Origin of the sequence: Micromonospora sp. D75, assembly GCF_018070405.1 — a bacterium.
Classification (GTDB): domain Bacteria; phylum Actinomycetota; class Actinomycetes; order Mycobacteriales; family Micromonosporaceae; genus Micromonospora; species Micromonospora chalcea.
In genome coordinates this window covers 1-3637 of record NZ_JAGPXV010000606.1, presented here as the reverse complement: position 1 = coordinate 3637, position 3637 = coordinate 1, and the positions used below count along the sequence as shown (strand labels likewise).

The window sequence follows — 3637 nt, the reverse complement described above, 5'->3', positions numbered from 1 at the left end:
GGGGGGGGGGGGGGGGGGGGGGGGGGGGGGGGGGGATAGCGAGAAAGGCCGGCCGGGTGGCGTGTCACGCCTGGCCGGTCGGCCTCTTTTGCCGTCGACAACGGGGGTTTAGTGGGGGGACGGGGGAGGGCAACCCCCGTCCCCACCGATGGTGCACACACGCACGAAGTGGAATTGGCGTCCGTCGTGCGCGTCGCGCGGGAGCCGGGCCACGCGAGTGGCTCTGGTTCCACCTCCCTCCGTTTGGCGGGTGGCGGCCGGTGGCGGCGTCCGGGCTGGTCCGCCGCCGGCCTCTGGGCCGACGCGCCGGGCACGGGCGTACCCGGCGATCCAGTACTTGTATCACCGTCGATGGAAGCGCTCCCATCGGCGATGCTGCGACTGTAACGCCCGTCACGGGTTTGGAAAAGCCCCTAAACGAGATCGAAACATGGAAGCGCGTATCTGCGCTGGCCGTTGTGGTGGGAGCGCTTCCATGTCACACTCTCGTCACGCCACGCGGAGCCAGTGACGCGAGCGCGGGCCGCCGAGGGCACCCGGTGACAACCGGTGCGGCGCCCCGATCCCCGGCACGGCCGGGACGACCACCTTTCCGGACGCCTCCGTCCCCCCGCGTACGCCCCGTCGACGCGTGGAGGCGCCCCGCCGGGACCCCGAGGTCCCGGCCCGGTCCGAGGAGACACCGCCCACATGAGACTTCTGGCCAGACGTCGCCGTACGGCGATGCTCGCCGCCGCCGCCCTCGTCATAGGCGGGGTGGCCCTGCCCGCGGGCGCCGCCCAGGCCGCGCCCGCCTGCGACGTGACGTATGCGTCGAGCGACTGGAACAACGGCTTCACCGCCAACGTGACCATCAAGAACCTGGGCGACGCGCTCAACAACTGGTCGCTGAAGTTCACCTTCCCGAACAGCAGCCAGCGCGTGGTCCAGGGCTGGTCGGCCCGGTGGAGCCAGTCCGGCAGCGAGGTGACCGCCACGAACGAGTCGTGGAACGGCAGCCTGCCCACCGGCGCGTCCACCAGCATCGGCTTCAACGGCAGCTTCAGCGGCAGCAACCCGAAGCCCACCGCGTTCACCCTCAACGGGGTGGCGTGCAACGGCGCGCAGACCAACCAGCCGCCGACGGTCTCGCTGAGCGTGCCGTCCGGCCCGTTCGAGGCGCCGGCGGACGTCCCGCTGACCGCGACCGCCAGCGACCCCGACGGCACCATCAGCAAGGTCGAGTTCTACCGCAACGGCCTGCTGGTCAACACCGACACCACCGCGCCGTACGGCTACGACCTGCTCGACCTGCCGGCCGGCAGCTACACGGTGCAGGCCAAGGCGTACGACAACGCCGGCGCCTCGGCGGTCTCGGAGAAGTCGTTCACAGTGACCGCGGCCACCGGGCCGAAGCTGGTCGCCACTCCGTCCGCGGTCACCGTCAGCGAGGGCGGCAGCGCCACGGTCCGGTACACGCTCAGCGCGGCGCCCAGCGCCAACGTGCCGGTGACCCTCGCCGTCACCGGTGACAGCGACATCACCGTGTCGCCGACCACGCTGACGCTCACCCCGAGCAACTGGAGCACCGGCGTCACCGCCACGGTCTCCGCCGCGGAGGACGCCGACACGGTCGGCGGCACCGCCACGATCACCGCGTCGGCCACCGGCTACGCGCCGGTCTCCGTCGTGGCCACCGAGGCGGACAACGACAGCCCCGGCGGCGACAACGCCTACATCAAGAAGTTCCTCGACCAGTACGGCAAGATCAAGAACTCGGGGTACTTCAGCCCCGAGGGCGTGCCGTACCACTCGATCGAGACGTTGATCGTCGAGGCGCCCGACCACGGCCACGAGACCACCTCGGAGGCGTTCAGCTTCTGGCTCTGGCTGGAGGCGCAGTACGGCCGGGTCACCCAGAACTGGGCCCCGTTCAACAACGCCTGGACGGTGATGGAAAAGTACATCATCCCGTCGCACGCCGACCAGGCCACGGCCGGCTCGCCCGGCACCCCGCAGTACGCCGCCGAGCACAACCTGCCCAGCCAGTACCCGTCGACGCTGGACGCCAACGTCCCGGTCGGCCAGGACCCGCTGCGCTCGGAGCTGCAGTCCACCTACGGCACCGGTGACATCTACGGCATGCACTGGCTGCTCGACGTGGACAACACGTACGGCTACGGCCGCTGCGGCGACGGCACCACCCGGCCCGCGTACATCAACACCTTCCAGCGGGGCACCCAGGAGTCGGTGTGGGAGACCGTGCCGCAGCCGTCCTGCGACACGTTCAAGCACGGCGGCCCGAACGGCTACCTGGACCTGTTCGTCAAGGAGTCCAACGCCCCGGCCAAGCAGTGGAAGTACACGAACGCCCCGGACGCCGACGCGCGTGCCGTCCAGGCCGCCTACTGGGCGCTGACCTGGGCCAAGGCGCAGGGCAAGGCGGGCGACGTGGCGGCCACCGTGGCCAAGGCCGCCAAGATGGGCGACTACCTGCGCTACGCGCTGTTCGACAAGTACTTCAAGAAGATCGGCAACTGCGTCGGCGCGAGCACCTGCCCGGCCGCCAGCGGCCGTGACTCGGCGCACTACCTGCTCTCCTGGTACTACGCCTGGGGCGGCGCGTACGACGCCTCGCAGAACTGGTCGTGGCGGATCGGGTCCAGCCACAGCCACTTCGGCTACCAGAACCCGTTCGCGGCCTGGGTGATGACCAACGTCGCGGAGCTGAAGCCGAAGTCGCCGACCGCGGCCTCCGACTGGCAGAAGAGCCTCGACCGGCAGCTGGAGTTCTACACCTGGCTCCAGTCGGCCGAGGGCGGCATCGCCGGTGGCGCCACCAACAGCTGGGACGGCAGCTACGCCCAGCCGCCGGCCGGCACCGCCACCTTCTACGGCATGTTCTACGACGTCGACCCGGTCTACAACGACCCGCCGTCGAACCAGTGGTTCGGCATGCAGGCCTGGTCGATGCAGCGCATCGCCGAGCTGTACCTGGAGACCGGCAACGCGAAGGCCAAGGCGCTGCTGGACAAGTGGGTGCCGTGGGCGATCGCCAACACCACGCTGGGCACCGACTGGTCGATCCCGTCGGACATGAAGTGGACCGGCCAGCCGGCCAACTGGAACCCCAGCAGCCCGCAGCCGAACACCAACCTGCACGTCGAGGTGACGGTCAAGGGCCAGGACGTCGGCGTCGCCGGCGCCTACGCCCGCACGCTCATCGCGTACGCGGCGAAGTCCGGCAACACCGCGGCGAAGGACACCGCCAAGGGCCTGCTGGACGCGCTCTCGGCGGCCGCCGACAGCAAGGGCGTCTCGACGCCGGAGAAGCGCGGCGACTACAAGCGCTTCGACGACGTCTACAACGCCGCCGACGGCCAGGGCCTCTACATCCCCAACGGCTGGACCGGGAAGATGCCCAACGGTGACGTGATCGCCCCGGGCAAGAGCTTCCTGGACATCCGCTCGTTCTACAAGAACGACCCGGACTGGCCGAAGGTGCAGGCGTACCTGGACGGCGGTCCCGAGCCGGTCTTCAACTACCACCGGTTCTGGGCGCAGGCGGACATCGCCATGGCGTACGCCGACTACGGCACCTACTTCCCGCAGGGGTGAGGTGACCCCTCCTTCGTGGGGGGGGCGGGGGCCCCCCACC

The 3637-nt window shown here is 70.1% G+C and carries 1 protein-coding gene; it reads left to right on the top strand.

Annotation, left to right across the window (positions count from 1 at the left end; translation table 11 throughout):
* The first annotated feature begins 699 nt into the window (after nucleotides 1-699).
* Nucleotides 700-3597, top strand: coding sequence for a glycoside hydrolase family 48 protein (locus KBX39_RS26360; protein WP_181373777.1), 2898 nt, complete (start codon nucleotides 700-702; stop codon nucleotides 3595-3597).
* The last annotated feature ends 40 nt before the right edge of the window (nucleotides 3598-3637 follow it).